This is a genomic window from Micromonospora citrea (genome assembly GCF_049629545.1).
In the GTDB taxonomy this organism is placed as follows: Bacteria; Actinomycetota; Actinomycetes; order Mycobacteriales; family Micromonosporaceae; genus Micromonospora; species Micromonospora citrea_A.
In genome coordinates, this window is sequence record NZ_JBNADX010000024.1 from 1 (window position 1) to 22,571 (window position 22,571).

Sequence of the window (22,571 nt, forward strand, 5' to 3'; positions counted from 1 at the left end):
CCCCCGCCCCCCCCGGCCCCCCGCCCCCCGCCGATCTTGCACTTGTGGCTGGGACATATCGCCCGCAACGCCCAGAAGTGCAACCCAAACTGCAAGATCGACGCGGGGAGGTGGTGCGGGGGGCGGTGCGCGGGGACGGGGGGGCGGTGCGGGGAGGGTGGGCGCGGGGGAGAGGGTGGGAGGGTCAGTGGGCGAGGTCGGTGAGGATGCGTTGGGCGGCGTTGTGGCCGGCGGCGCCGATGACGCTGCCGGCGGGGTGGCAGCCGGCGCTGCCGGCGTACACGCCGTCGACACCGGTGGCGTACGGCATCCGGTCGGTGAACGAGACGGTGTTGTCGACGTGGTGGATGTGCCCGCCGGTGATGCCGAAGTGCGCCTCGATCCCGGGCGGGGTCAGCGGCACCGCGTCGGCGATCAGGTCCCCGGTGCCCGGGGCGTACCGCTCGCAGATGTCGACCAGCCGGGAGACGTAGCCGGGCAGCGCCTCGTCCCAGGTGGTGCCGGCCAACTCGTAGGGGACCGACTGGACGAAGAGCGCCGACGAGTGGTGCCCGGCGTCGTCGGACAGCGACGGGTCGACGGTGGTGTGCAGGTACCACTCGATGGTCGGCTCGTCGGGCAGCCGGCCGGCCTGCACGTCGGCCCACATGGCGCGCAGCGCCGCCATCGGTGACTCGCCGCCGCCGTCGACCAGCGACGCCGAGCCGGGCAGCAGATGGATGGTGGAGCCGAACGGGCTCGACGCGCCCTCCGGCAGGCAGGAGAAGCGGGGCAGCCCGGTCAGCGCCAGGTTGAGCTTGAGGGTGGTGCCGGGGCGGCGGACCGCCGCCATCCGCGCGCCGAGGGCCGCCGGCAGCGCGCCGTCGGGCAACAGCTCCATCAGGCGGTATGGGTCGCAGGCCCCGAGCACCACGGAGGCGGCGACGGACCGCCCGTCGGCGAGCACCACCCCGGAGGCCGCTCCGCCGTCGAGGGTGATCGCGGTGACCGGCGTACCGGTGAGGATGCGGGCCCCGGCGGCGCGGGCGGCCTCGGCGAAGGTCCGGGACACGGTGCCCATGCCCCCTTCGGCGATCATCCAGGTGCCGCCGGCGCCGGGAAGCCGGCACATGTTGTGCACCAGGAAGTTGTGGCCGGTGCCCGGGTCGTCCGGGCCGGCGTTGAGGCCGGAGAGGCCGTCGGTGACGGCGTACATGCTGACCAGCAGTTCGGAGCGGAAGTCGAACCGGGCCAGGTGGTCGGCGACCGAGCCGCGGACCAGGTCGACGAAGACCTGCCGCAGGGCGGGCCGGACGTACCGTTCGGCGGTCTCCTCCACCGGCAGCGGCTCGGCCAGCCAGGCGGGGGCCAGGTCGTCGCGGAGCTGTGCCAGCTCGGCCTGGAGCGCGTCGTCGGCGGCCACGTCGGCGGGGGAGAAGAACTCGGCGAGCTGCCGGCGGGTGGCGGCGGTGTCGCTGCCGAACAGCAGGTACGGCGAGCCGAGCCCACCCGGGGTGGGCAGGAAGTAGTGCGGGTCGCGGCGCAGCACCGGGATGCGCACGTCGAGCGTGGCGAGCAGCTCCGGCGGCATCAGCCCGAGCAGGTACGAGCCGGTGGAGTGGCGCAGCCCGGGCACCTTGGGGAACGGGTTCTCGGTGCGGGTGGCCCCGCCGATCACGTCGGCGGCCTCCAGCACCAGCACGTCCAGCCCGGCGCGGGCCAGCAGGATCGCCGAGACCAGCCCGTTGTGCCCGGACCCGACGACCACGACGTCGGCGCGGGCCGGCAGCTCACTCGCTTCGCTCATGCCCGGGCAGCCTAGTGCCGGGCGGCCCCCGGCGTCAGGCCGTCGCCGGCATCGTCGGGACGCAACTGGGTGAGCAGGGCGACCAGCTCGGTCTCGAAGAGCGCCTCGGGTTCGTCGACCGCCCAGGAGAGGTGGCCGAAGACCTCCATCGCGACCAGGCCGTAGAGCCGGGTCCAGGCCGAGAGGAAGGCGTACGCGACCTCGATCGGCAGTTCGCCGTGCTTGACGGCGAGCGGGGTGAGGTGCCCGTCGAGCAGGCGTCGCAGGTCGGCAGCCGGCGGGCCGGGCAGCCGGCTGCCCCGGGTCAGCTCGACGAACGGGCCGAGGAAGACCGCGCCGAAGCGGGCCCCGGGGTGGTCGGGGTCGACGCAGCTGTCGGTGAACTCGGCGAGCCCCGGCACCGGGTTGCCGAAGATCAGCGTGAACTCGGCGGGGTGGCCGACCGCCCAGCGGCGCATCGCCCGGCACATCTGGGCGAGCTGCTCCGTCGGCTCCGGCCCGGCGGCGTCGCGGGCCGCCTCGATGTGCTGGCGCAGCTCGTCGTACAGGTCGCCGGCGAGTCCCCCGACCAGCGCCTCCAGGCTGGGGAAGTAGCGGTAGATGGCGGGGGCGGTCATGCCCATGTCGCGGGCGATGGCGCGCAGCGAGACGGCCTCGATCCCGCCGGTCACGAGCAGTCGGCGGGCCCCGTCCTTGATCTCGGAGAGGGTCGCCGTCCGCAGCCGTTCCCGCCTGGTCGGTGCGCTCATGCCGAACCCTCCCTGCGGTCGGGACCGGCATGAGGCCGGGCCGCGCCGAGCAGGCCGATTCGCTCGCTGCGCTCGCTCACGCGTCAACTCCCTTGACTGGAGCGAACACCGTTGCGATAGTTAACAGCGTTCACGCCAATGATCCGTGCTTACAGCCTACGACCTTAACGGTCGATGAGGGGAGATGCGATGTTCGCCTGGTGGGGGCGGGTGGTGGTGCGTGCCCGGTGGGCCGTGCTGGCGGCCGCAGCGGTGCTCATGGTGGTCGGCACCACCTGGGGCGTCGGCGTATTCGGGGAGTTGACCGGAGGTGGCTTCGACGATCCGGCCAGCGAGTCCAGCCGGGCCGCCCAACGGGCCACCGCCGAACTGGGCCGGCAGGGCGCCGACGTGATCGTGCTCTGGTCGAGCGACACCGCCACGGTCGACCAACCGGCCTTCCGGGACCCGGTCGCCGACGCCGTCACCACACTGCGCCAGCGCGCCGAGGTGGCCACCGTGACCACCTGGTACGACACCTCCGCGCCCGCGCTGGTCGCCACCGACCGCAAGGCCACCTACGGGGTGGTCAAGCTCGCCGGCGCCGACGAGGACACCCGGATCGCCCAGTACGAGCGGCTGCGCCCGGCCCTCGACGCGCCCGGGCTGCGCACCGAGATCGGCGGCACGGTCGCCTTCCAGTACGAGGCGAACACCCGGACCACCGAGGACATCACCCGCGCCGAACTGCTCTCCATGCCGGTGCTGCTGGTGCTGCTCGTGCTCATCTTCGGTGGGCTCGTCGCCGCCACCACCCCGCTGGTCATCGGCGGCCTGGCCGTCCTCGGCGCCTTCGTCGCGGTACGCCTGCTCAACCTGGTCACCGACGTGTCGATCTTCGCGATCAACGTGATCACCCTGATCGGCCTCGGCCTGGCCGTCGACTACGCCCTCTTCGTGGTCAGCCGGTTCCGGGAGGAACTGGCCGCCGGTCGCTCCACCGCCGAGGCGGTCCGCCGCACCATGCTCACCGCCGGTCGGACCGTGCTCGTCTCCGGGCTCACCGTCGCGCTCGCCATGGCCAGCCTGCTGATCTTCCCGCAGGCGTTCCTGCGCTCCATGGGCCTCGGTGGGATGGCCGCCGTCCTGATCGCCATGCTGGCGGCGCTGACCGTGCTGCCGGCCCTGCTGGCGGTGCTCGGCCACCGCATCGACGCGGTGCGCGTACCGCTGCCGTGGCGGCGGGGGACGCGGCGCGGGCGGCCGGCGGAGGTCACCGCCGGCGGTGCCTGGGCCCGGATCGCGCGCAGCGTGATGCGCCGCCCGGTGCCCTACCTGGTCGGGGTCGCGGTGCTGCTGGTGGTCCTGGCGACGCCGTTCCTGCGGATCACCTTCGGCGGGTTCGACGAGCGGGTGCTGCCCGCCGACGCCGCGCCCCGGGTGGTCTCCGAGCGGATCGCCGAGGAGTTCCCCGGCGGCTCGGTCGCCCCGATCGACGTGCTGGTCTCCGGCGTGCCGGCCGAGGCGGTCCGCCCCTTCACCGAGCGGGTGTCGACGGTGGCCGGGGTGACCGCGGTCCAGGTCGCGGCGAGCCGGGGCGAGACGACCCTGCTCTCGGTGACCTACCGCGGCGAACCGACCGGTGACATCGCCCAGGACGTGGTCCGGCAACTGCGTGACCTGCCCGCCCCGGCCGGGGCCGAGGTGCTGGTGGGCGGACGGTCCGCCGCCGACCGGGACCTGCTGGACAGCCTCACCGACCGGCTGCCCTGGATGGCGCTGCTGATGGCCGGGGCGACCCTGCTGCTGCTCTTCCTCGCCTTCGGCTCGGTGGTGCTGCCGGTCAAGGCGGTGCTGATGAACCTGCTCTCGATCGGCGCGTCCTTCGGCGTGGTGGTCTGGATCTTCCAGGACGGCCACCTGTCCGACCTGCTCGGCTTCACCCCCACCGGGTTCATCGACCCGAGCAACCCCATCCTCATGCTCGCCATGCTCTTCGGACTGGCCACCGACTACGAGGTGTTCCTGCTCTCCCGGGTCCGCGAGGAGTGGGACCGCACCGGCGACAACACCGCCTCGGTCGCCCTCGGCCTGCAACGCACCGGCCGGATCATCACCGCCGCCGCGTTGCTGCTGATCATCGTGGTGGCCGGCTTCACCACCGGTGGGATGTCCTACATCAAGCTGATCGGAGTCGGCATGATCGTGGCGATCGTGGTCGACGCGACCCTGGTGCGGGCACTGCTCGTCCCGGCGACCATGCGGCTGCTGGGTCGCTGGAACTGGTGGGCGCCCGGCCCGCTGGCCCGGGTGTACCGCCGCTACGGCATCCGGGAGACCGACGAGCCCGCGCCGGCCGCCCCGGAGACCCGTCACCCCGCGTTCACCGGATAGTGGCTTCCGTCGATGTCCCGTCGGCTCTACCGTCGACGGGACATCGACCATCTTCCGGGAGGATCCCCGATGGACCGTCGTACCGTCCTGCGCGCCACCGTGGTCGGCGCCGCCGCCTTCTCCGGCAGCCTCTGGGCCGGCGCCGCCCTCGCCGCCCCCGCCCAGCCCGGCCCCGGCCCGTACGGCGAGCTGCTCCCCGCCGACGCCAACGGCATCCAACTGCCCGCCGGGTTCACCAGCCGGGTGATCGCCCGCTCCGGGCAGCGCGTCCCCGGCACCTCCTACCTGTGGCACTGGGCGCCCGACGGGGGCGCCTGCTTCCCGGCCGGCACCGGCTGGATCTACGTGTCGAACTCCGAGATCCCGCTGGCCGGCGGCGCGTCGGCGGTGCGCTTCCACGCCGACGGGTCGATCGCGGCGGCGTACCGGATCCTCGGCGGCAGCAACCTGAACTGCGCCGGCGGGGCCACCCCGTGGGGCACCTGGCTCTCCTGCGAGGAGATCGCGCTCGGGCGGGTCTTCGAGACCTGGCCGGACGGCAGCCGCGCCGCCGAGGAGCGGACCAGGATGGGCCGGTTCACCCACGAGGCGGCCGCCTGCGACCCGGAGCGCAAGGTCGTCTACCTGACCGAGGACGAGGACGACGGCTGCTTCTACCGCTTCGTCCCGGACACCTGGGGTGACCTGCGCACCGGCCGGGTGCAGGTGCTCTGCGCCCCGGCCGACCAGACCAGCGGCCCGGTCACCTGGCGCGACCTGCCCGACCGGGACGGCTTCCCGATCCCCACCCGGCACCAGGTCGGCGCGGCGAAGCACTTCGACGGCGGGGAGGGCTGCTGGTACGACCGGGGCACCTGCTGGTTCACCACCAAGGGCGACAACCGGGTCTGGGCGTACGACGCGGTCAACCAGCGACTCGACCTGGCGTACGACGACTCGCTGGTGCCGGCCGGGGCGGCGCCGCTCACCGGGGTCGACAACATCACCGGCACCGCCGGCGGCGACCTCTACGTGGCCGAGGACGGCGGCAACATGGAGATCAACATGATCACGCCGGCCGGCGTGGTGACCCCGTTCCTGCGACTGCTCGGGCACGGCTCCTCGGAGATCACCGGCCCGGCGTTCACCCCCGACGGCACCCGCCTCTACTTCTCCTCCCAGCGCGGCACCAGCGGCAGCGCCACCGGCAGCGGCGGCATCACCTACGAGATCACCGGCCCGTTCCGCTCCTGACCCCCGCCCGCCCCGCCCGGTTGTCGTCGATCATGAAGTTGACGGTGCCCGCACGCGCTTTCCGTGCCGTCGACTTCATGCTCAGCGGCTTTCGGGCGCGGTGGCGGCGCGGCGGGCGCGCCAGCGGGACAGCGCCAGGGTGGCGGAGTAGCCGGCCAGCACGATCACGTGGAACAGGTAGAGCCAGAGCAGCACGGCCACCCCGCCGCCGATCGCGTCGAACCCGCCGAAGGGCACCCCGAGGTCCAGCGGCAGCGAGGCGAACAGCACGAAGCCGTGCAGGAAGCCGGCGAGGTTCGCCGCGGTGAACGAGCCCACCGCCAGCGTCGACAGCCAGTCCGGCGAGGCCGGCCCGACCACCCGGAACACCCACATCAGCACCGGGGTGAGCACCAGCCACACCCCCAGGAACGACAGCACCACGCCGAGCGCGCCGATCCAGCCGCCCTGGCGCACCAGCCGGGTGGTGGTGGGCAACGCGATCAGGATCGACAGCAGCAGGGCCGGGGCCGGCGCGAGCAGCGGGAGCAGCAGCAGCCGGCCCCGCCAGCCCACCAGCGACTCGTCGGGGTTGGGCGGGGTGGCCACCGACACGAACGCCCGGCGCAGCCCCTCGCCGTAGAGGGAGGCGGGCAGCAGCGACGCCAACGCCAGCAGCGGGGTCAACTCCACCCCGGCCGCGACCAGCGCGTCCACCGCCCGGGGCGCGCCGATCGCGTCCGGCAGCGTCTGCACCGCGTACGACGTCAGCCGGCGCACCCGGTCGCCGCCCGCCACCAGCGCGGTCAGCCAGATCGCCAGCAACGCGACGGGCACCACCGCGATCGCCCCGTAGAACGTGATCGCGGCGGCGTGCAGCGACAGGTCCCGGCCGCGTACCGGTCGGAACGCGCCGGTGGTGATCCGCTTCGTCCGCTGCCATGCGCCACCCATCGCGACCTTCTTCCCCGTGCGGCGGCGGCGCACGCATTACGATCGCCCGCCATGACGGTGCTCACCACGCAACGCCTGATCCTGCGGGACTGGACCGACTCGCCGGCGGACCTGGACCGGATCTTCGCCATCTACTCGTCCGACGAGGTGACCCGCCTGCTGTTCGCGCCGGGTCTGCCGCTGACCGAACCCGGGCAGGCCCGCGAGCGGCTCGGCATCTGGCGGGACCGGCACGCCCACCAGGCCGGCCGGTACGGCACCTGGGCGATCGAGGTGCGCGACAGCGGGCTCGTCGCCGGCACCCTGATCCTCAAGCCGTTGCCCGGTCGGGACGGGGTGACCGCCACCGCCGACATCGAGGTCGGCTGGCACCTGCACCCCGACTCCTGGGGCCACGGGTACGCCACCGAGGCCGCCCGGGCCGTGCTGGCCCGCGAGTTCGCCGCCGGCGCCCCCGAGGTGTACGCGGTGGTCTCGCCCGGCAACCAGGCGTCGATGGCGGTGGCCCGGCGGCTCGGCATGAGCCACGTCGGGCAGCGCACCGACTGGTACGGCGGCGAGGCGCTGGAGACCTTCGTCCGCCGCGTGGACGACTGATCCGGCCCCGCCGCCACCCCCGCCCCCGCTCAGGAGAGACGATCATGTCGCAGCACGCCGTCGAGGTCCTCGTCGAGGGCCGGGACGTCCACTTCCGGGTCGCCCACGGCACCCTCACCCTCCGGCCGGGCATGGCTGGTCACCAGCTCCGCGACCACCTGGTCGACGAAGGGCACCGGCGGCAGGGCCGGGGCGGTGCGCTCGTACGGGCGGCCTGCCGGTGGGCCGACGAGAACCGGGCGGTCCTGTTGTGCACCACGCCCACCGAGGAGACGCTACGACTGTTGCGCCGACACCGGTTCTTCGAGGACCGGGGCATCTGGTGGCGGTATCCCGCGCCGCCGGACCCGGCTTCCTCACCCGGCCTGCCGCCACCGTTCTGAGCCCGGCGAGGACGACGATGAGCCACGACCCGGACCGACGGCGCCCGCCGCCGATTCCCGACCCGGCGGCCGGGCAGCCGGTCGACAGCCCGCCCATCCGCGACGACGAGTACACGATCACCGTCCGCGCCGACGCCGACCGGCGGGTGTGGCAGGTGCGCGTCGCGGACGGCCACCGGGTGCAGTGCCGGGCGGTCGACCACCACGACGTCGAGGCGGTGCTGCTGGAGCGGATCGTCGACGCCGTCCGCCACGGCAAGCTGGAACTGGCCGGCATCCGGCACCTGGTCGCCGCCGACGACCCCTGGGCCGACCCGGTCCCCTCCGCCGTCGACAGCATCCGCACGGTCGTCAACCATGTCACGCAGTGAACGTTGCAGTCGGTGGAACAGCATGGCTGTCTCCCGGCCCCGGTGACGCCCATGGTGTTCCACCGACGAGGTCGGGCCGCGGTGGCCCGGTGGGTGGGGGGTGGGTGCGGCCCGCTCGGCGTCGACGCACAGGCGGCGCGACAGGCGGTGCTGCTGGGCGAGATCGTCTCCCCCGGTGACCGACGCAAGGACGTGATTGATCGGCCCCGCGAGTACGCGGCGGCCGAGGTGCCGTTCTTCCTCCGGGTCGACCTGCGCAACCGCGTGCCCGCCATGGCCCTCTACGAGCTGACCGACGGCGAGTACCGGCCCGTGTCGGCGGCTGCCGCCGGGACCACCTTCGTCATGCGGGAGCCGTTCGAGTTCCGTGTCGACCCGGCCGACCTGCTCGACGAGGAAGCACCGTCCGAGGACCCGGACACCGAGGGCTGAGGCTCCCAGCGGGCCCACAGCGACGGCGGGGCAGAATGGCCCGGTGACCACACGCCGCGACCTCGTCCTGCTCGGCTCCACCGGATCGATCGGCACCCAGGCCATCGACATCGTGCAGCGCAACCCGGACCGGTTCCGGGTGGTGGCACTCGGCGCCGGTGGTGGCAACGTCGCACTGCTCGCCGCGCAGGCCCTCGAACTGGGCGTCGAGGCGGTCGGGGTGGCGAAGTCCACCGCCGCGCAGGACCTTCAGCTCGCCTTCTACGCCGAGGCCAGCCGGCGTGGCTGGGCCACCGGGGACTTCAAGCTGCCGAAGATCGTCGCCGGCCCGGACGCGATGACCGAGCTGGCCCAGTGGCCGTGTGACGTCGTACTCAACGGGGTGGTGGGGTCGCTCGGGCTCGCGCCGACGCTGGCCGCGCTGCGCGCCGGTCGTACCCTCGCCCTGGCCAACAAGGAGTCCCTCGTCGCCGGCGGCCCGCTGGTGAAGGCCGCGGTGACGCGGCCGGGGCAGATCGTGCCGGTCGACTCGGAGCACTCGGCGCTGGCGCAGTGCCTGCGCGGCGGCACCCGTGGCGAGGTGCGCCGACTGGTCGTCACCGCCAGCGGCGGGCCGTTCCGGGGCCGGCGGCGCGAGGAGTTGACCCGGGTCACGCCGGAGCAGGCGCTGGCGCACCCCACCTGGAACATGGGGCCGGTCGTCACGATCAACTCCGCCACAATGGTCAACAAGGCGCTGGAGGTGATCGAGGCGCACGAACTCTTCGACGTCCCCTTCGCCGACATCACGGTGATGGTGCACCCGCAGTCGGTGATCCACTCGATGGTCGAGTTCACCGACGGCTCCACGCTCGCCCAGGCCAGCCCGCCGGACATGCGGCTGCCGATCGCGCTCGGCCTCGGCTGGCCGGACCGGGTGCCGGACGCCGCCTCCGCCGTCGACTGGACCACCGCGCACACCTGGGAGTTCGCGCCGCTGGACGACGAGGCGTTCCCGGCGGTGGCGCTGGCCAAGGCCGCCGGGGAGACCGGCCGCTGCCGCCCGGCGATCTACAACGCGGCGAACGAGGAGTGCGTCGCGGCGTTCGTCGCCGGCCGGCTGCCCTTCCTCGGCATCGTCGACACCCTCCGGCGGGTGCTGGACGAGGCCCCCGATTTCGACGAACCAGGTACCGTCGGGGACGTGCTCGCGGCCGAGTCGTGGGCACGCGCGCAATCGCAGGAGATCATCTCGGGGTCGGGGAAGGAAGCCTGATGCTGTATCTGCTCGGGGTGGTGGTGATCGCCCTGGCCATCCTCGTCTCGGTGAGCCTGCACGAGGCGGGTCACATGCTGACCGCCAAGGCGTTCGGGATGAAGGTCACCCGGTACTTCGTCGGCTTCGGCCCGACCGTCTTCTCGTTCAGGCGCGGCGAGACCGAGTACGGCCTGAAGGCCATCCCGCTCGGCGGCTTCTGCAAGATCGTCGGCATGACGCCGCAGGACGACGACGTCGAGCCGGGCGACGAGCACCGGGCCATGTGGCGCTACCCGGTCTGGAAGCGGACGATCGTGATGTCCGCCGGCTCGGTCGTCCACTTCGCCCTCGCCGCGATCGCGATCTGGCTCGCCGCGATGTTCATGGGCATGCCGAACAAGGACATCCCGAACCCGCTGCCGGCGCACGTCAAGGTCGTCGACTGCATCCTGCCCGACGGTGCGCAGCGCGAGTGCGCCCCGGGCGACCCGGCGAGCCCCGCCAAGCAGGCCGGTCTGCGCGATGACGACAAGATCCTCGCGGTGAACGGCGTCGCGGTCGCGGACTACGCCGCGCTGACGAAGACGGCCCGCGAGCTGCCCCCGGGGCAGCCGGCCACCATCCGGTACGAGCGCGACGGCGTGACCGGCGAGCTCCAGGTCACCCCGGCCGCCGTGCAGCGCAAGCCGCTGGACGACCCGAACGGGGCCGCGAAGACCGTCTCCGTGGTCGGCGTGGTCGGCCCGTCGCTGCCGCCCGGCGTCCCGGCCACCGTCACGTACGGCCCGGTCGACGCGATCCCGGCCACCGCCGGCTACACCAAGGACCTGGCCGTCGGCACGTACGAGGCGATGAAGCGGATCCCGGAGAAGGTGCCCGCCCTCTGGGAGGCCGTCACCGGTGGCGAGCGGGACAAGGACACCCCGATCAGCGTGGTCGGCGCCAGCCGGCTCGGCGGCGAGGCGCTGGAGAACGGCGTCTGGCAGATGCTGGTCCTGCTGTTCATCTCGCTGAACTTCTTCGTCGGCGTGTTCAACCTGCTGCCGCTGCTGCCGCTGGACGGCGGCCACATCGCCATCGCCTGGTTCGAACGCGCCCGCTCCTGGCTGTACGGTCTGATCGGCCGCCGGGACCCGGGCCGGGTCGACTACATGAAACTCATGCCCGTCACGTACGTGGTGATCCTGGTCGGTGGGGCCTTCACGCTGCTCACCGCCACCGCGGACATCATCAACCCGATCACGCTCTTCTCAAGGTGAGTGCCTGAAGTGACCGCTGTCAGTCTCGGTATGCCCGCCGTACCGCCCCCGCCGCTCGCCCCGCGTCGGGCCAGCCGCCAGATCATGGTCGGCTCGGTGCCGGTCGGTGGGGGTGCCCCGGTCTCGGTGCAGTCGATGACCACCACCCTCACCTCCGACGTCAACGCCACCCTCCAGCAGATCGCCGAGCTGACCGCCTCCGGCTGCCAGATCGTCCGGGTCGCCGTGCCGAGCCAGGACGACGTCGAGGCGCTGCCGGCGATCGCCCGCAAGTCGCAGATCCCGGTGATCGCCGACATCCACTTCCAGCCGAAGTACGTCTTCGCCGCGATCGACGCGGGCTGCGCCGCGGTACGGGTGAACCCGGGCAACATCCGGCAGTTCGACGACAAGGTGAAGGAGATTGCCAAGGCGGCCGGCGACGCGGGCGTACCGATCCGGATCGGCGTCAACGCCGGCTCGCTGGACAAGCGACTGCTCGCCAAGTACGGCAAGGCCACCGCCGAGGCGCTGGTCGAGTCGGCGCTCTGGGAGTGCTCGCTCTTCGAGGAGCACGGCTTCCGCGACATCAAGATCTCGGTCAAGCACAACGACCCGGTGGTCATGATCCGGGCGTACCGGCAGCTCGCCGAGCGGTGCGACTACCCGCTGCACCTGGGCGTCACCGAGGCCGGCCCGGCGTTCCAGGGCACCATCAAGTCGGCGGTCGCCTTCGGCGCGCTGCTGGCCGAGGGGATCGGCGACACGATCCGGGTCTCGCTGTCGGCCCCGCCGGTGGAGGAGATCAAGGTCGGCAACCAGATCCTGGAGTCGCTGGGTCTGCGTGAGCGGGGCCTGGAGATCGTCTCCTGCCCGTCCTGCGGCCGGGCCCAGGTGGACGTCTACAAGCTCGCCGAGGAGGTCACCGCCGGCCTGGAGGGGCTGCCGGTGCCGCTGCGGGTGGCCGTGATGGGCTGCGTGGTGAACGGTCCGGGCGAGGCCCGCGAGGCCGACCTCGGGGTGGCGTCCGGCAACGGCAAGGGCCAGATCTTCGTCAAGGGCCAGGTCATCAAGACGGTGCCCGAGGCGCAGATCGTGGAGACGCTGATCGAGGAGGCGCTCCGGCTCGCCGACGAGATGGGCGCGGAGATCCCCGAGGAGTTGCGCGACCTGGTCCCCGGCGCCACCGTCACCGTCCACTGACCCGGCTCCCTCCTTCAGTCGCCTCCCCGCACCGCCGCTGCGGCGGCCCGGGGCGCGCACTTACAGAGAAAGAGTGGCTATTCCGGAAGGAGTAGCCACTCTTTCTCTGTTCTTGCCGCCGGCGGGGAGGGGGGCGCGACTTCGAGGCTGCAAACCGTACGTACGTTTTGTTAGGGTGTGGGGGTGCGACTGCTTCCCGAACCGGGGCCGGCCCGGACGCTCGCCCTCTCCACCCTGGTCAACACCGTCGGGCGGGGCACCTGGCTGACCGTCAGCGCGCTCTTCCTGACCCGCTCGGTCGGCCTGACGGTGGCCCAGGTCGGCCTCGGCCTCACCGTCACCGCGCTGGTCGCCCTGGTGGCCAGCACCCCGATGGGCTACCTCGCCGACCGGCACGGCCCGCGCGGCATGCAGCTCGGCGCGCTGCTCGCCTCCGCCGCGTGCACCGCCGCCCTGGTGGCCGTCCGGTCGTTCGCCACCTTCCTGGTGGTCGGGGTGCTGATGGCGGTCGCCGACGCCGCCACCCGGGGCGCCCGGGGCGCGTTGATCGCCGGAGCCGTCCCCGCCGACCAGCGGGTCCGCACCCGGGCGTACCTGCGGGCGGTCACCAACGTCGGGATCTCCGTCGGCGCCGTGGTCGCCGGCGTCGGGCTCGCCGCGGACACCCGGGCCGGGTACGTCGCGCTGATCCTGCTCGACTGCGCCACCTACCTGCTCGCGGCGGCGATCCTGCTCCGGCTCGCGCCGCTGCCGCCGGTGCCGGCTCCCGCCCACGGGCCACGGCTGATCGCCCTGCGGGACCGCCCGTTCCTCGCCTTCACCGTCCTCGACGGGCTGATGTCGATGCACTTCGGGCTGCTCAACATCGCCCTGCCGCTCTGGATCGCCGGGCACACCACCGCGCCGCGCTGGATCGTCTCGGCCTGCATGCTGGTCAACACGGTGGTCGTGGTGCTCTTCCAGGTCCGCGCCTCACGGGGCACCGAGGAACTGGCCGGGGCCGGGCGGGCCGCCCGGCGGGCCGGCGTGGTGATCGCCGTCGCCTGCGCCCTCTTCGCCGCCAGCGGCGGCGCGCCCACTCCGGTGGCGGTGACGCTGCTGCTGGCCGGGTCGCTGGTGCACGTCCTCGGCGAACTGTGGCACGCCGCCGCCGGATGGGGCATCTCGTTCGGTCTCGCCCCCGCCCACGCCCAGGGTCAGTACCAGGGGGCGTACGGGATGGGCATGCAGCTCGGCGGGATGGTCGCGCCGGTGGTGGTCACCAGCCTCGCGGTCGGCTGGGGGGTGCCGGGCTGGCTGCTGCTGGGCGGGCTGTTCCTGCTGCTGGGCGCACTGGTGCCCCCGGTGGTGCGGTGGGCCGCCCGCAGCCGGCCGGTCGTCCTCGCACCGGAGCCGGCCGCCGTCTGACCCGGTCGACCCGCGCGCCCCCGCCCCCATCTGGCAGGCTGGTAACCGTGCTGACGGTGCCGGTACGCCAACTGGGGGAGTCGGAGCGCCGGGCGGTCGAGCGGCTGCTCGACCTCGACCCGATCGCGGGCGCGCAGGTCGCCGAGCGGGTCGCCGCCCGGGGCCTGGCGTGGTGGCGTGCCGAGGGGCGGGTTCTCGGCTACGGGCCTCGGCGCAACCTGGAGTCGATCTGCTGGTTGGGCGGCAACCTCACGCCGGTGCTCGCCTCCGAGCCGGCCGTCGCCGCCTTCGCCGAGCAGCTCGCCACCGAGGAGCGGATCTGTTCCTCGATCGTCGGGCGGGCCGACGCGGTGCTCGGTCTCTGGGACCGGCTCTCCGCGTACTGGGGGCCGGCCCGCGACGTCCGCCCGAACCAGCCGCTGCTGGCCACCGACACGCTGCCCCGGGTGTCGGCCGACCCCGAGGTGCGTCGGGTCCGCGCCGGTGAGGTCGACCGGCTCTTCCCGGCGGCGGTCGCCATGTACACCGAGGAGGTCGGCGTCTCGCCGCTGGTCGAGGACGGCGGACGGGCCTACCGCCGCCGGGTCACCGACCTGGTCCGCTCCGGCCGGGCGTACGCGCGGGTGGTGGACGGCGCGGTCGTCTTCAAGGCCGAGTTGGCGGTGGTGACCCGGCGTACCGCCCAGGTCCAGGGGGTCTGGGTGGCCCCCGAGTGGCGGGGGCGGGGGATCGCCACGGCGGCGATGGCCGCGGTGGTGCGCGACGCCCTGCTCCGGGTCGCCCCGACCGTGAGCCTCTACGTCAACGACTTCAACCTGCCCGCCCGCCGGGTCTACGAGCGCTGCGGCTTCCGCCCGGTCGGCACCCTGGCCACCGTGCTCTTCTGACCCCGGGTCCCGTCCCGACGGACCGTGCGCCCAGCGCCGGCCCTGCGCGCGGCACGACGCGGCTCGCCTGCGCGGCATGGCGTGGATCACCCGTGCCCGGGGCTGCGAACCGGACAGCCGGCGCTATGCTGGGCATGTTTTTGTACTGACCGGTCAGTTCAACAATGGCGGGACGGGCATGAAGATCGTCGAGGCGCACGGACTGGGTCTGCGTACCCGCCGGGGTTGGGTGTTCCGGGACGTCGACCTGACCGCCGAGGCCGGTGAGCTGCACGCGGTCACCGGGCCGCCCGGCAGCGGCCGCACCTCCCTGCTGCTCGCCCTCGCCGGACGCTTCCCGCACAACGCCGGCACCCTGCGCACCCACGGCCCGGCCGCGCTCGGGCAGGTCGCCGGGGTGCACGAGCCGGATCCCGCGCTCACCGTCGCCGAGCACATCCAGGAGCGGCTGCTGCTGCTCGGGCCGGTGCCGCGCCGGCGCCGGCGACTGGTGCCCGTCGCCGCCGTGCGCGCCCGGCGCGCGTACCGGCGGGACGCCCTGGCCACCGCCCTGTCCGGGGCGGGGTTCACCGGCGACGTGCCGCTCGAGAAGGACGTGCGCGGCCGTGACCTCACCCCGGTGCAGCGGCAGGTCCTCGGCCTGGTGCTGGCCACCCTGAGCGGGCCGGGCCTGATCGTCGCCGACGACGTGGACGCCAACTCGGACGCCCCCGAGCGGGCCTGGCTCTGGGCGGCGCTGGCCCGCCTCGCCGACCAGGGGTACGCCGTCGTCGCCAGCGCCCGCGCCGTCGAGCCGGGGACGCCGGCACTCGTGCACCGCCTCGGCGACCCCACCCTGCCGGCCCGCCCCGAACTGACCCTCCCGCCGCCGCCCGCCACCGTCCCGGTGCCCCGGGCCGCGCCGCCGCCCGATCAGCCGACCCGACCCGCGGTCCTCGACGATCCGCCTGCCGATCCGACGGGAACCGAGATCGGCCGGCCCGCCGGTCCGCCGGCGGCCGAAACCGCCGGCACTGCGGAGACCGCCGCCGGGACCGCCGGGACCGCCGCCGGGACCGCCGGGACCGCCGCCGGGACCGCCGGGACCGCCGCCGGGACCGCCGGGACCGCCGCCGGGACCGCCGGAAACGTCCGGACCATCGACACCGAGGTGATCCGATGAGCGTCTTCCGCCTCGCGCGGTTCGAACTGCGCCGGATGACGAGGGGCCGGCTGCCGCGCGCCGCGCTGGCCGTGCTCACCGTCATCCCGCTGCTCTACGGCGCGCTCTACCTCTACGCCTTCTGGGACCCGTACGGGCACATGGACCGGATCCCGGTGGCGCTGGTCAACGCCGACCGGCCCGCCACCTCCGGCGACGGCGACGTGGTGCACGCCGGGCAGGACCTCACCGACGAACTGCTCGACCGGAAGGTCTTCGGCTGGACCGTGACCGACGCCGAGGACGCCACCGCCGGCCTGCGTACCGGCCGCTACCACCTGGTCTTCTCCATCCCGGCGGACTTCTCGGCCACCCTCGTCGCCGGCCCCGAACCGGACCGCCCGGCCCGGCGCGGCGAACTGCGGGTGGTCAACGACGACGCCACCAACTACCTCTCCGGCCTGCTCGCCCGCTCCGCGTTCAGCGAGATCCGGGCCGCCGCCGCGCAGAGCACCGCCGCCGGCTACTTCGACCGGATGCTGGTCGGCTTCACCGACATGAAGGCCGAGACCGGCCGGGCCGCCGACGGGGCCGGGCAGCTCGCCGACGGGCTGACGACGTCCCAGGACGGCGCCGACAGGCTCGCCGGCGGCCTCGACGACGCCGAGGCCGGCGCCGGGCGACTCTCCGGAGGACTGCGCCAGAGCGCCCAGGGCGCCGACAAACTCGCCGAGGGCGTCGGCAGGCTGCGGACCGGCGCGACCCAGCTCGCCGACGGCAGCGCCCGGGTCGCCACCCAGACCAGGGCCGCCGCCGACCGGGTGAACGCCGCCGTCGGCACGGTCGACTCCGTCGCGGGCAAGGTCGAACCGGCCCTGCGGGAGAACGCCGAGACCATCGGGAAGGCGGCCACCACCATCGCCGAGGGGGCGGACGCGCTGGCGAAGGGGATCGACGCGCTGCCCCGGCAGGCCGACGACGCCCTCGCCCGGGCCCGCACGGTGCGCGACCGGCTCGACGCGCTCGTCGAGGAACACCCCGAGCTGGCCGACGACCCGAACGTGGTGGCGGCCCGGACGGCCGCCGCCCAGCTCGTCGGCACCGCTGAGGACATGGTCGGCACGCTCGACAAGCTGGACCTGGCCACGCTGAAGAAGGACCTGCGGCAGGTCGCCGCCACCGCGCGGAAGGTGGCCGCCGCCGCGCCGCACCTGGCCGACGACGTCGCCGACGTACGCGGCAAGGTGCACCAGCTCGCCGACGGCCTCGGCCAGCTCGCGAACGCCACCGACAAGGTCGCCAAGGGCAACGCCGAGCTGCGCGACGGCCTCGGCGGGGCCGGCACCGGGGCCGGGCAGCTACGGGGCGCGCTGTTCAAGCTCTCCACCGGCGCACGCGACCTCGACGGTGGCCTGGCCCAGCTCGGCGGCGGCAGCGACAGCCTCGCCGCCGGCCTGACCAAACTGGAGGGCGGCGCCGGCCGGCTCGCCGACGGGCTCCTCGCCGGAGAGCGGAAGATCCCCGGGTACGACGACGCGGCGAGCCGCGCCGACGTCCTCGGTGACCCGGTCTCGCTGGACCGCCGCAGCGAGCACGCCGCCGGGTCGTACGGGGTCGGCTTCGCCCCGTACTTCCTCGGGCTGGCGCTCTGGGTCGGCGCGATGATCACGTACCTGCTGCTGCGGCCGGTCAACCGGCGGCACGTGATGTCCGACGCGCCCGCCTGGCGGGTGGCGCTCGCCGGCTGGCTGCCCGCCGCGGCGATCGGGCTGGCCCAGGCCGGGGTGCTCTTCACCGTGGTCACCGCGGTGCTCGACCTCGGCCCGGCCCACCCGGGCGCCACCCTCGGCCTGCTGGCGCTCACCTCGCTCGCCTTCACCGCGATCATGCAGTGGCTCGGCGCCGCGCTCGGCCCCGCCGGCCGGCTCGCCTCCCTCGCCCTGCTGATGCTCCAGCTCACCTCCTCCGGCGGCACGTACCCCGTGGAGACCTCGCCCGGGTTCTTCCGGGCGATCCACCCCTACCTGCCGATGACGTACGTGGTGCGGGGGCTGCGGCACACGGTCAACGGCGGGTCCGCCGCGACCGTGGTCACCGCCGCGGTGCTCGTCGCCGGGTTCGGCGCGGCGGCGCTGCTGCTCACCGTCGGGGCGGCCCGCCGCGCCCGCCGGCTGACCCCGGCCCGCCTGCACCCCGAACTGACCATGTGAGGATGCTGATGGGCCCGACGGCGGTACGACGGCAGGCGGCCCCCGGCCCGCGCCGGTCCGGGGCGGGCCGGCCGGGCGGACGGGGAGGACCTGTGACGGACGGACGGTCCCGGCGACGGGAGGACACCCGTCAGCGCCTCTTCGTGGCGGCAGTGGAACTCATCGCCGAGCAGGGCTTCTCGGCCACCACGGTGGACGACATCGCGGCCCGGGCCGGGGTGGCCAAGGGCACCGTCTACTACAACTTCGAGTCGAAGACCGTCCTCTTCGAGGAGTTGCTGCGGCACGGCATCGGGCTGCTCACGGCCGACTTCCGCGCGGCGGTGGCGGGACTGCCGCCCCGCGAGGCGCTCGCCGCGCTGGTCCGGGCCGAACTGGAGTACATCCAGCGGTACCGGGCCTTCGCCCAGCTGCTGCTGTCGGAGATGTGGCGGACCAACCGCGAGTGGCAGCAGACGCTGCGGCTGCTGCGCGGCGAGGCGATCGAGGTGATCGCGCAGACCGTCCGCGCCGGGGTGGACAGCGGGGACCTCCCCGCCGACCTGGACGTGCGTACCGCCTCCTCGGCGCTCTTCGGCGTCGGCCTCGTGGTGGCCGTGGACTGGCTGGTGTTCCAGCCCGACCGGCCGATCTCCGACGTCCAGGAATCGCTGCTCGGCATCGTCCGGCGGGTCGCCCGCACCTGAGTCCGGCTCGTCTGCCGGGGGCGTAAATGCGTTGAACCGTGGTGGCCGGACGGCCAGGCTGGGGTCACCGCCTTCACCACCCCGAGTCCGGAGGGACCGACCCATGCGCCTGCTCCGTGATCTCTGGGCCACCGCGCCGCGCCGAATGGCCGCCGTGGTGCTGCTGGTCGTCCTCGGCGCCGCCGGGCAGGCGGGCGCCTCCGCGCTGGCCGGTCCCGTCCTGGTGCACCGTTCGTCGGGCTGGTTCGTCGGGCTGGCCGTCGCGCTGGTCGCCGCCGTCGTCAGCGACCTGGTGATCGGGCTGGTGATGGCCCGGCTGACCGCCGACTGGTCGGCCGACGTGCGCCGCCGGCTCTGCCGGGTCGCGCTCGGGCAGGACCTGCCCACCCTGGAGACCACCCCGGTCGGCGAGCTGCTCGACCGCATCGACAACGACGTGTACCAGGTCGCCTCCGAGGTGCGGGGCACCGGTGTCCGGGTGGTGCAGGGCCTGGCCGTCTGCCTGCTCGCCACGGTGACCGCCCTCGTCGTCTGGTGGCCGGCCGGTGTCGGCATGGTGCTGCTGGTCGCGCTGCTCGCCGTGGCGCTGCGCCGCCCCACCGCGCGCATCGGACCGGCCCGGATGGCCGAGGAGGAGGCCTGGTCGGACCTCGCCGCCGTGATGGAGGAGGCCGTGCACGGCCAGGACGACGTCCGGACCAGCCTGGCCCGGCCGTACGTGCTGCGGCTGTACGCCCGCCGCGCCGCCGCGGTGCTCGCCCGGGCCCGGCAGGTGTTCCGGATGACGGCCTGGGTGACCACCATCGCGGGTGGGGCCGTCCGGGTGGGCATCGTCGCCGTGGTGCTCGGCGGCGCGTGGGCGCTGACCACCGGCCGGATCGACGGCAGCCGACTCACCGCCATCTGGCTGCTCGCCATCGCCTTCGGGGCCACCAGCGAGCACCTCGCCCGCTGGGTGCCGCAGGTGCAGTACGCGCTCGGCGCGTGGGCCCGGGTGCAACTGCTCGCCGGCTCCCGGCAGGAGCCCGAGGGCGGGGCCGCCCCGGTCGACGGCGACCTGACCGTGCGCGGGCTCACCTTCCGCTACCCGGCGACCGAGGACGCCGTGCGGGGGCCGGCGCTGCGCGACGTCCGGCTCACCTTCGTCCGGGGCCGGTCGTACGCGCTGGTCGGGCGGACCGGGTCGGGCAAGTCGACGCTGGCGAAGGTGCTCACCCGCGCGGTGGACGTGCCCCGCGGCACGGTGTACCTCGGCGACACCGACCTGGTCGACCTCGACGTCGAGCAGCTGCGCCGGTGGATCGCCGTGGTGCCGCAGCGCACCGAGATCCTCGCCGGGACGCTGGCCGAGAACGTCGCGCTGTTCGACCCCGACCTGGTCGACGACGCCGCCCGGGCGCTGGAGGAGCTGGGGCTGGCCGGCTGGATCGCCGAGCTGCCCGACGGCGTGCACACCCGGCTGGGCGACGGCGGGCACGTGCTCTCCGCCGGCCAGGAGCAGCTCGTGGCGTTCGCCCGGATCCTGGTACGCGACCCGCGCGTGGTGATCCTCGACGAGGCGACCGCCCGGCTCGACCCGGTCACCGAGCACCGGGTGCGCCGGGCCACCGAACGGCTGCTCACCGACCGGATCGGCATCGTCATCGCGCACCGGCTCTCCTCGGTGCGGCGCTGCGACGAGGTGGTGGTGATGGCCGACGGCACGGTGCGGGAGGCCGGTCCGCTGCGCGAGTCCGCCCACTTCGCCGAGCTGCTGGCCACCAGCCACGCCGGCGCGTACGCCGCCGCCGGGGCGGCCCGCGGCGGGGTGGACCTGCTGCCGGCCCCCGGCGGGGAATGGGACACCGAGCCGGAGACCGCCGCCCCGGCGGCGGCGCAACCGGTGGCCGTACCCCGGGCCGAGCCGCCGCCGCTGCCACCGCAACCGCCCGCGCGGACCATGCGGGAGATCCTGCGGTTGGGCCTGAACGACCCCCGTTACGGCCTGGTCTCGGTCGGCCTGTTCTCCGTCGGGCTGCTGCTCGGCCTGGACGGCGCGGTGCTGCCCTGGCTCTGGGCGGACGTCGTCGACGGCGGCAGCCCGTGGCTGCCGGCGCTCGGCATCAGCGCCGCGCTGCTGCTGGTGCTGCCGTTGCCCTTCCTGACCAGCCTGTGGTTCCCGCAGTGGTGGGTGCGGCAGATGCTGCGGATCAGCCTGCGCCTGGTGCACGGGCAGACCGGCCCGCGCCGGGTCAGCGGGCACACCCCGGCCGAGGTCGTCGCCCAGGGCGGCGACACCGAGCGGGTGGTGGAGCTGGCCGACAACCTGGTGGACCAGTTCATCGCGGTGACGCTGCTGATCAGCATGACCGTGGTGACCGGCAGTGTCGTGCCGGGCCTGTTCTTCGTCGGCACGATGGTCGTCTCCGGGCTGACCGCGACCCTCTTCGGGCCGCGTCTGGAACGCTCCGCCAGGGGCACGGTCAAGGCGCGGGCCGCGTTCGCCACCGCGCTGGTGTCGTCGCTGTCGGCCGCGCGGACGGTCAAGCTGGCCGGTGCCACCGGTCCGGTGCTGGCCCACCTCGCCCGGCTGGACACCGACCGCAGCGACCGGCAGCGCCGGGAGATCGCCATGCAGGTGTGGGCGCGGTCCACACCGGCGATGGCCAGCGGACTGCTGCCGATCGGCGCGTGGGCGCTCTACCTGGCCGGCGGGCTGTCGGCGGGCGGTGTGCTGGTGGCCGTCTCCACCCTCGGGGCCGCCCGCTGGTTCGCCTGGACGACGGCGTCGCTGGTGTCGCACTACCCGTCGGCCCGGGTGTGGACCCGGCGGACCGTGTCGATGTGCGGGGTCGCGGCGTACTCGGCGCCGGTGCCCGGGGTGGACATCGTGGCCGGCACCGCGCCCGCGCCCGAGCCACCCGCCCGGCGGCCGTTGCGGCGGCTGGACCTGGCCGGCTTCGGCGCGCTGCACACCGACGGGACGCTCGCCGTGCGCGACGTCGACCTGACGGTCGAGCGGGGGCAGCTCGTGCTGGTCGTCGGGCCGGTCGGCTCCGGCAAGTCGTCGCTGCTGCGGGCCCTCGCCGGGATCGTGCACCACACCGGCGAGCTGCGCTGGAACGGCGACCCGGTCACCGAGCCGGAGCTGTTCCTGCGCCCGCAGCAGGTGGGGTACGTGGGGCAGCTGCCCCGGGTGCTCTCCGGCACCGTCGCCGAGAACATCGCCCTGGGTCACGACGTGGACGCGGCCGGCGCGGTCACCACCGCCCAGCTCGACCACGACCTGGCCGCGGCCGGGGGCGGGCTCGGCCTGCTCATCGGCCACAAGGGGACCCGGCTCTCCGGCGGGCAGTTGCAGCGGCTGGCGCTGGCCCGGGCGCTCGCGCCGCGTACCGAGCTGCTGGTGGCCGACGACGTCTCGTCCGCGCTGGACGTCACCACGGAGCTGGCGCTCTGGGCGGCGCTGCGCGAGCACGGGGTGACCGTGGTCGGCTCGACGTCCAAGCGGGCCGCGCTGGTCCGCGCCGACCACGTGGTGGTGCTCCGCGACGGCCAGGTGGCCGCCCAGGGCCCCTGGCGCGACCTGGAGCCCCACTGGTCCCACCTCGCCGGCTGACCGTGGCCGGGTCGCGTCGACCGTTTGCGGCGTGGGGGGGGGGGGGGGGGGGGGGGGGAAAAAAAAAAAAAAAAAAAAAAAGGAGGGGAGGGGGGGGGGGGAGAGGA

Annotated in this window: 18 protein-coding genes; 15 read left to right on the forward strand and 3 right to left on the reverse strand. The window is 74.2% G+C overall.

The window, feature by feature from the left end; all coding sequences use genetic code 11:
* Positions 1-184: 184 nt before the first annotated feature.
* The gene (locus tag ACPFP2_RS22900) at positions 185-1,786 is read right to left on the reverse strand and encodes a phytoene desaturase family protein (RefSeq protein ID WP_424091251.1); all 1,602 of its coding nucleotides are present in this window, start codon (positions 1,784-1,786) and stop codon (positions 185-187) included.
* Between the two features lie 11 nt (positions 1,787-1,797).
* A complete protein-coding gene (locus tag ACPFP2_RS22905) occupies positions 1,798-2,535 on the reverse strand; it encodes a TetR/AcrR family transcriptional regulator (protein ID WP_424091252.1) in 738 nt (245 codons plus the stop codon).
* A gap of 189 nt (positions 2,536-2,724) precedes the next feature.
* Between ACPFP2_RS22905 and ACPFP2_RS22910 the strand changes: the two genes are divergently transcribed.
* Together ACPFP2_RS22910 and ACPFP2_RS22915 are read left to right on the forward strand one after the other, a co-directional pair.
* Positions 2,725-4,908 (forward strand): MMPL family transporter, encoded by a 2,184-nt coding sequence (locus ACPFP2_RS22910; RefSeq protein WP_424091254.1) that lies wholly within the window; start codon positions 2,725-2,727, stop codon positions 4,906-4,908.
* Positions 4,909-4,977: 69 nt separating this feature from the next.
* Complete coding sequence (locus ACPFP2_RS22915) at positions 4,978-6,141, forward strand: alkaline phosphatase PhoX (RefSeq protein WP_424091256.1); 1,164 nt, start codon at positions 4,978-4,980, stop codon at positions 6,139-6,141.
* Positions 6,142-6,222: 81 nt separating this feature from the next.
* Here the strand turns inward: ACPFP2_RS22915 and ACPFP2_RS22920 are convergent, their stop codons facing one another.
* Positions 6,223-7,074 carry a YhjD/YihY/BrkB family envelope integrity protein gene (locus ACPFP2_RS22920; RefSeq protein ID WP_424091257.1) on the reverse strand — a complete coding sequence of 284 codons (852 nt, stop codon included), beginning with the start codon at positions 7,072-7,074 and terminating at the stop codon, positions 6,223-6,225.
* Positions 7,075-7,125: 51 nt separating this feature from the next.
* Between ACPFP2_RS22920 and ACPFP2_RS22925 the strand changes: the two genes are divergently transcribed.
* From ACPFP2_RS22925 to ACPFP2_RS22985, 13 genes are all read left to right on the forward strand, one after another.
* A complete protein-coding gene (locus ACPFP2_RS22925) occupies positions 7,126-7,671 on the forward strand; it encodes a GNAT family N-acetyltransferase (protein WP_424091260.1) in 546 nt (181 codons plus the stop codon).
* A gap of 44 nt (positions 7,672-7,715) precedes the next feature.
* Entirely contained in the window at positions 7,716-8,054 is a 339-nt protein-coding gene (locus ACPFP2_RS22930) for a GNAT family N-acetyltransferase (RefSeq protein WP_424091262.1), read from the forward strand.
* Positions 8,055-8,071: 17 nt separating this feature from the next.
* On the forward strand, positions 8,072-8,425 hold the full coding sequence (locus ACPFP2_RS22935; protein ID WP_424091264.1) for a hypothetical protein: 354 nt from the start codon (positions 8,072-8,074) through the stop codon (positions 8,423-8,425).
* A gap of 81 nt (positions 8,426-8,506) precedes the next feature.
* The gene (locus tag ACPFP2_RS22940) at positions 8,507-8,857 is read left to right on the forward strand and encodes a hypothetical protein (protein WP_424091266.1); all 351 of its coding nucleotides are present in this window, start codon (positions 8,507-8,509) and stop codon (positions 8,855-8,857) included.
* Positions 8,858-8,900: 43 nt separating this feature from the next.
* Positions 8,901-10,112: a 1-deoxy-D-xylulose-5-phosphate reductoisomerase gene (dxr, locus tag ACPFP2_RS22945; protein WP_424091267.1), complete on the forward strand. Its 1,212-nt coding sequence runs from the start codon at positions 8,901-8,903 to the stop codon at positions 10,110-10,112.
* Complete coding sequence (locus tag ACPFP2_RS22950; protein ID WP_424091270.1) at positions 10,112-11,353, forward strand: M50 family metallopeptidase; 1,242 nt, start codon at positions 10,112-10,114, stop codon at positions 11,351-11,353. The genes dxr and ACPFP2_RS22950 overlap by 1 nt, the downstream gene beginning before the upstream one ends.
* A 9-nt stretch (positions 11,354-11,362) precedes the next feature.
* Positions 11,363-12,535, forward strand: coding sequence for a flavodoxin-dependent (E)-4-hydroxy-3-methylbut-2-enyl-diphosphate synthase (ispG, locus tag ACPFP2_RS22955; protein WP_424091272.1), 1,173 nt, complete (start codon positions 11,363-11,365; stop codon positions 12,533-12,535).
* A gap of 183 nt (positions 12,536-12,718) precedes the next feature.
* Positions 12,719-13,942 carry an MFS transporter gene (locus ACPFP2_RS22960; protein ID WP_424091274.1) on the forward strand — a complete coding sequence of 408 codons (1,224 nt, stop codon included), beginning with the start codon at positions 12,719-12,721 and terminating at the stop codon, positions 13,940-13,942.
* A 47-nt stretch (positions 13,943-13,989) separates the two neighbouring features.
* Positions 13,990-14,829 (forward strand): GNAT family N-acetyltransferase, encoded by an 840-nt coding sequence (locus ACPFP2_RS22965; RefSeq protein ID WP_424091276.1) that lies wholly within the window; start codon positions 13,990-13,992, stop codon positions 14,827-14,829.
* Between the two features lie 178 nt (positions 14,830-15,007).
* Positions 15,008-15,991: an ATP-binding cassette domain-containing protein gene (locus ACPFP2_RS22970; protein WP_424091278.1), complete on the forward strand. Its 984-nt coding sequence runs from the start codon at positions 15,008-15,010 to the stop codon at positions 15,989-15,991.
* Entirely contained in the window at positions 15,988-18,180 is a 2,193-nt protein-coding gene (locus ACPFP2_RS22975) for a YhgE/Pip family protein (protein ID WP_424091280.1), read from the forward strand. Before ACPFP2_RS22970 ends, ACPFP2_RS22975 begins: the two co-directional genes overlap by 4 nt.
* 92 nt (positions 18,181-18,272) lie before the next feature.
* A complete protein-coding gene (locus tag ACPFP2_RS22980) occupies positions 18,273-18,866 on the forward strand; it encodes a TetR/AcrR family transcriptional regulator (protein ID WP_424091282.1) in 594 nt (197 codons plus the stop codon).
* 103 nt (positions 18,867-18,969) lie between these two features.
* On the forward strand, positions 18,970-22,464 hold the full coding sequence (locus ACPFP2_RS22985) for an ATP-binding cassette domain-containing protein (RefSeq protein WP_424091284.1): 3,495 nt from the start codon (positions 18,970-18,972) through the stop codon (positions 22,462-22,464).
* Positions 22,465-22,571 lie beyond the last annotated feature (107 nt).

Bases quoted from the DNA above. Each gene is read 5' to 3' on its own strand.
- ACPFP2_RS22930 (WP_424091262.1), top strand. From the start codon at position 7,716: ATGTCGCAGCACGCCGTCGAGGTCCTCGTCGAGGGCCGGGACGTCCAC.
- ACPFP2_RS22900 (WP_424091251.1), bottom strand. From the start codon at position 1,786: ATGAGCGAAGCGAGTGAGCTGCCGGCCCGCGCCGACGTCGTGGTCGTC.
- ACPFP2_RS22915 (WP_424091256.1), top strand. From the start codon at position 4,978: ATGGACCGTCGTACCGTCCTGCGCGCCACCGTGGTCGGCGCCGCCGCC.
- ACPFP2_RS22905 (WP_424091252.1), bottom strand. From the start codon at position 2,535: ATGAGCGCACCGACCAGGCGGGAACGGCTGCGGACGGCGACCCTCTCC.
- ACPFP2_RS22950 (WP_424091270.1), top strand. From the start codon at position 10,112: ATGCTGTATCTGCTCGGGGTGGTGGTGATCGCCCTGGCCATCCTCGTC.
- ACPFP2_RS22935 (WP_424091264.1), top strand. From the start codon at position 8,072: ATGAGCCACGACCCGGACCGACGGCGCCCGCCGCCGATTCCCGACCCG.
- ACPFP2_RS22975 (WP_424091280.1), top strand. From the start codon at position 15,988: ATGAGCGTCTTCCGCCTCGCGCGGTTCGAACTGCGCCGGATGACGAGG.
- ACPFP2_RS22985 (WP_424091284.1), top strand. From the start codon at position 18,970: ATGCGCCTGCTCCGTGATCTCTGGGCCACCGCGCCGCGCCGAATGGCC.
- ACPFP2_RS22970 (WP_424091278.1), top strand. From the start codon at position 15,008: ATGAAGATCGTCGAGGCGCACGGACTGGGTCTGCGTACCCGCCGGGGT.
- ACPFP2_RS22910 (WP_424091254.1), top strand. From the start codon at position 2,725: ATGTTCGCCTGGTGGGGGCGGGTGGTGGTGCGTGCCCGGTGGGCCGTG.
- ACPFP2_RS22925 (WP_424091260.1), top strand. From the start codon at position 7,126: ATGACGGTGCTCACCACGCAACGCCTGATCCTGCGGGACTGGACCGAC.
- ACPFP2_RS22920 (WP_424091257.1), bottom strand. From the start codon at position 7,074: ATGGGTGGCGCATGGCAGCGGACGAAGCGGATCACCACCGGCGCGTTC.